General features: G+C 74.2%; 4 protein-coding genes. 2 read left to right on the top strand and 2 right to left on the bottom strand.

The genetic code is table 11. The annotated features are described in order from the left end of the window. Positions 1 to 239: 239 nt before the first annotated feature. Positions 240 to 1,073 (bottom strand): 3-methyl-2-oxobutanoate hydroxymethyltransferase, encoded by an 834-nt coding sequence (gene panB, locus EBM89_RS19605; RefSeq protein ID WP_122151271.1) that lies wholly within the window; start codon positions 1,071 to 1,073, stop codon positions 240 to 242. Next, the gene (locus tag EBM89_RS19600; RefSeq protein ID WP_122151270.1) at positions 1,070 to 2,800 is read right to left on the bottom strand and encodes an NAD+ synthase; all 1,731 of its coding nucleotides are present in this window, start codon (positions 2,798 to 2,800) and stop codon (positions 1,070 to 1,072) included. Before EBM89_RS19600 ends, panB begins: the two co-directional genes overlap by 4 nt. Before the next feature lie 94 nt (positions 2,801 to 2,894). Between EBM89_RS19600 and EBM89_RS19595 the strand changes: the two genes are divergently transcribed. Both EBM89_RS19595 and EBM89_RS19590 read left to right on the top strand, forming a co-directional pair. Next, on the top strand, positions 2,895 to 4,232 hold the full coding sequence (locus tag EBM89_RS19595; RefSeq protein WP_122151269.1) for a glutamine synthetase family protein: 1,338 nt from the start codon (positions 2,895 to 2,897) through the stop codon (positions 4,230 to 4,232). Between the two features lie 23 nt (positions 4,233 to 4,255). After that, the coding region (locus EBM89_RS19590; RefSeq protein ID WP_147463637.1) for a hypothetical protein at positions 4,256 to 4,459 on the top strand (204 nt) is incomplete at its 3' end.

The raw sequence follows: 4,459 nt of genomic DNA, 5'->3' as shown, positions 1-4,459 counted from the left end.
GCCGAGCCGCACGAGCGCCCCGGCGACGCCGACGAGCGCGAGCGCACCGAGCAGCAGCACGACGGCCAGCAGCCCGCGCAGCGCGATCACCTGCGCGACGGGCGCGACCCCGGCGAGGCCGCCCACCCGCTCGGGGGCGAGCAGCACCCCGAGCCCGGCGGCGACCACGAGCAGCGTCGCGCCGCCGAGCAGCGTCCGCCCGAGCCGCGCCCGCTCCGGGGCCGGGGTGCCCGACCCGGTCAGCTGAGGAACGAGTGGTCGGCGTCGGGGAACTGCCCGCCGCGCACCTCGGCGGCGTAGGAGCGCGCGGCCTCGCCGAGCAGCGCGCCCACGGCGGCGAACTGCTTCGCGAACCGCGGCGACCAGTCGGACATCCCGGCCATGTCGGTCCAGACGAGGACCTGGCCGTCGCACTCGGCGCCCGCGCCGATGCCGATGGTGGGGATGTGCAGGATCTCGGTGACGCGCGCGGCGACGGGCGCGGGCACCATCTCGAGCACGACGGCGACGGCCCCGGCCTCCTGCAGCGCGAGGGCGTCCTCGGCGAGCCGCTCGGCGGCCTCGTCCCCGCGGCCCTGCACGCGGTGCCCGCCGAGGGTGTTCTCGGACTGCGGGGTGAACCCGAGGTGCCCGACGACCGGGATCCCGGCGTCGGTGAGCGCGCGGACCTGTGCGGCGACGCGGACGCCGCCCTCGAACTTCACGGCGTGCGCGCCGGCCTCCTTGAGGTAGCGGACGGCGGTGGCGAGGGCCTGCTCGGGCCCGGCCTCGTAGGAGCCGAACGGCAGGTCGGCGACGACGAGCGCGCGCTTCGCGGCCCGTACGACGGCGCGGGTCGGCGGCAGCATCTCGTCCACGGTGACCGGGATCGGCGAGGCGTGGCCGAGCATGGTGTTGCCGATGGAGTCGCCGACGAGCAGCAGGTCGATCCCGGCCTCGTCGAAGATCCGGGCGACGGCGTAGTCGTACGCGGTGAGCATCGTCAGCTTCTCGCCGCGCTCCTTCGCCTCGGCGAGGTGGTGCACCCGCACCCGCCGGGGGGTGGTGGCGGCGGGGGTCGGCTGGTCGGTCATCGGTGCTGCTCCAGGGTCGTGCCGGTGGCGCGCTCGGCGGCCTCGTCGGAGGCGGCGGTGGCGATCGGCTCCCGCCAGCGCGTCGTGATGGGGAGCCTACGGTCCCGGCCGAACGCGAGCGCCGTGACCTTCGGGCCGAGGGGGTACTGGCGGCGCTTCCACTCGGCGCGGTCCACCAGGGACAGCACGCGGTCGACGACCTCGGGGTCGAACCCGCGGGCCAGCAGCTCGGCGCGGCCCTCGGCGTGCTCGACGTAGGCGTCCAGCACCTCGTCGAGCAGGTCGTAGGGCGGCAGGGAGTCCTGGTCGACCTGGCCGGGGCGCAGCTCGGCGGACGGCGGCTTGGTGATGGAGTTCTCGGGGATCGGCGGGATCAGCCCGGCGTCGAGCGCGTGGTTGTTCCGCCACCGGGACAGCGCCCAGACGCGGGACTTGTCGACGTCCTTGAGCGGGGCGTAGCCGCCGACGGCGTCGCCGTAGATCGTGGAGTACCCGACGGCGAGCTCGGTCTTGTTGCCGGTGGCGAGCACGAGGTGCCCCTCGGCGTTGGACAGGGCCATGAGGATGACGCCGCGCACCCGGGCCTGCAGGTTCTCGGCCGCGACGCCGTCGAGGGCCATCTCGCCCTCGAACGCGTCGACCATCGGCTTGATGGCCTGCACCCGGTAGTCGGCGCCGACGCGGCGGGCGAGGTCGGCGGCGTCGTCCTTGCTGTGGTCGGAGGACCAGCGCGACGGCATCGACACGCCGACGACGCGGTCCCCGCCGATGGCGTCGGCCGCGATGGCGGCGACGAGCGCGGAGTCGATGCCGCCCGACATGCCGAGCACCACGGAGCGGAAGCCGTTCTTGCGGACGTACCCGGCCAGGCCCGTGACCAGCGCCCGGTAGATCTCCTCGTCGGGGTCGAGCGGCGCGGCGAGCGCGCCCCGGGCGGGGGCGGTGCCGCGCGGCGGCAGGTCCCACACCAGCAGGTGCTCGACGAACTGCGGCGCGGACGACAGCAGGGCCCCGTCGGTGCCGATGACGAACGACCCGCCGTCGAACACCAGGTCGTCCTGGCCGCCGACCATGTTGACGTAGGCGACCGGCGCCCCGACCTCGGCGGCGCGGCGCCCGGCGAGGTCGGTGCGGATGTGGCCCTTGCCCTCCTCGAAGGGAGAGCCGTTGATGACGAGCAGCAGGTCGAGGTCGTCGTCGGCGAGCTCGGCGACCGGGCCGTCCTGCCAGATGTCCTCGCAGATCAGCAGCCCGACGCGCCGCCCGGCGACCTCCACGACCGTGGGCCCGCCGCCGGGGGCGAAGATCCGGAACTCGTCGAACACGCCGTAGTTCGGCAGGTGGTGCTTGTCGTAGCGCTGCTGCACGGCGCCGTCGCGCAGCACGACCGCCTGGTTCGTGGGCCGCGCGGGCGCGCCGTCGTGCTCCCGCGTCGCGGCCGTGCCGACCGTCCCGACGACGACCGTGAGGTCGCCCAGCCCGGCGTCCGCGAGGTCGCGCGCCAGGTCGGCGAGGGCCGCCTCGGCGCCCCGGCGGAACGACGCGCGCAGCGCCAGGTCCTCGATCGGGTAGCCGGTCACGGTCATCTCGGGCAGCGCCACGAGGTCCGCGCCGGCCTCGGCGGCCTTGCGGGCCCAGTCCAGCACCGCGGCGGTGTTCCCGGCGAGGTCGCCGACGCAGGTGTCGATCTGGGCGAGGGCGACGCGGAGGGCAGGCTGGTCGGGCATGCCCCGAGCCTAGAGCCGGGTGGAAGGGCCCAGCGACCGAGCCGCCCGGCGCGTGCGCGCCCCCGCCGGGCCGGGCATCAGGCAGGATGTCCCCATGGACAGGCAGCAGGAGTTCGTCCTCCGCACCGTGGAGGAGCGCGACATCCGTTTCATCCGCCTCTGGTTCACCGACGTGCTGGGGACGCTGAAGTCCGTCGCCGTCGCGCCGGCGGAGCTCGAGGCGGCGTTCTCGGAGGGCATCGGCTTCGACGGCTCCTCGATCGAGGGCCTGACGCGGGTGTACGAGGCGGACATGATCGCCAAGCCCGACCCGACGACGTTCCAGGTGCTGCCGTGGCGCGGCGAGCGGCACGGCACCGCGCGCATGTTCTGCGACATCCTCACCCCCGAGGGCGAGCCGTCGCTGGCGGACTCCCGCAACGTGCTCAAGCGCGCGCTGGCCCGGGCGAGCGAGAAGGGCTTCACCTTCTACACGCACCCCGAGGTCGAGTTCTACCTGTTCGACGCCCCGGCCGACCCGTCGCAGCCGCTCGTCCCCGTCGACCAGGGCGGCTACTTCGACCACGTGCCGCGCGGCACCGCGCACGACTTCCGGCGCGCGGCGATCACGATGCTCGAGTCCATGGGCATCTCGGTGGAGTTCTCCCACCACGAGGCCGGCCCGGGCCAGAACGAGATCGACCTGCGCTACGCCGACGCCCTGACCACCGCGGACAACATCATGACGTTCCGCACCGTGGTCAAGGAGGTCGCGCTGGAGCAGGGCGTGTTCGCGTCCTTCATGCCCAAGCCGATGGCCGACCAGCCCGGCTCCGGCATGCACACGCACCTGTCGCTGTTCGAGGGCGACCGCAACGCGTTCCACGAGCCCGGCGGCCACCTCGAGCTGTCCAAGACCGCGCGCTCGTTCATCGCGGGCCTGCTGCGGCACGCGGCCGAGATCACCGCGGTGACGAACCAGTTCACCAACTCCTACAAGCGGCTGTGGGGCGGCTCCGAGGCGCCGTCGTACATCTGCTGGGGCCACAACAACCGGTCCGCGCTGGTGCGGGTGCCGATGTACAAGCCCGGCAAGTCGAACTCCGCGCGCATCGAGTACCGCGCCGTGGACTCCGCGACGAACCCGTACCTGGCGTTCGCGGTGCTGCTCGCCGCGGGCCTCAAGGGCGTCGAGGAGGGCTACGAGATGCCCGAGGGCGCCGACGACGACGTGTGGGAGCTCACCGACGCCGAGCGCCGCGCGCTCGGCATCGAGCCGCTGCCCGCGACGCTCGAGAACGCCATCTCCGTGATGGAGAAGTCCGAGCTCGTCGCCGAGACCCTGGGCGAGCACGTCTTCGACTTCGTCCTGCGGAACAAGAAGCAGGAGTGGGAGGACTACCGCGCGCAGGTCACGCCGTACGAGCTGCGCCGCTTCCTCCCCATGCTCTGAGTCGAGCCCCTGGGGAGGTGCGCGTGAGCACGTCGGTCGGGCGGGGGAGCACGCTGGCGGGGCGGTTGACGCGCGCCGGGTTCGCCGACGCGTCCCGGGCGGAGCGGCTGCTCGCCGACGCGGCGCTGGTCCGGGTGGTCGCGGGGTCGGGTGCGGACGGGGCGCCTGCCGGCGGGGATGCCGCCGGTGCGCCGGAAGCCGCCCGCGCGGCGGACGCCACGACCCCG

It is taken from the genome of Cellulomonas triticagri, assembly GCF_003696205.1.
GTDB classification, from domain to species: domain Bacteria; phylum Actinomycetota; class Actinomycetes; order Actinomycetales; family Cellulomonadaceae; genus Cellulomonas; species Cellulomonas triticagri.
The sequence above is the reverse complement of the archived record's forward strand: the minus strand, read 5'-3'. Positions and strand labels throughout refer to the sequence as shown.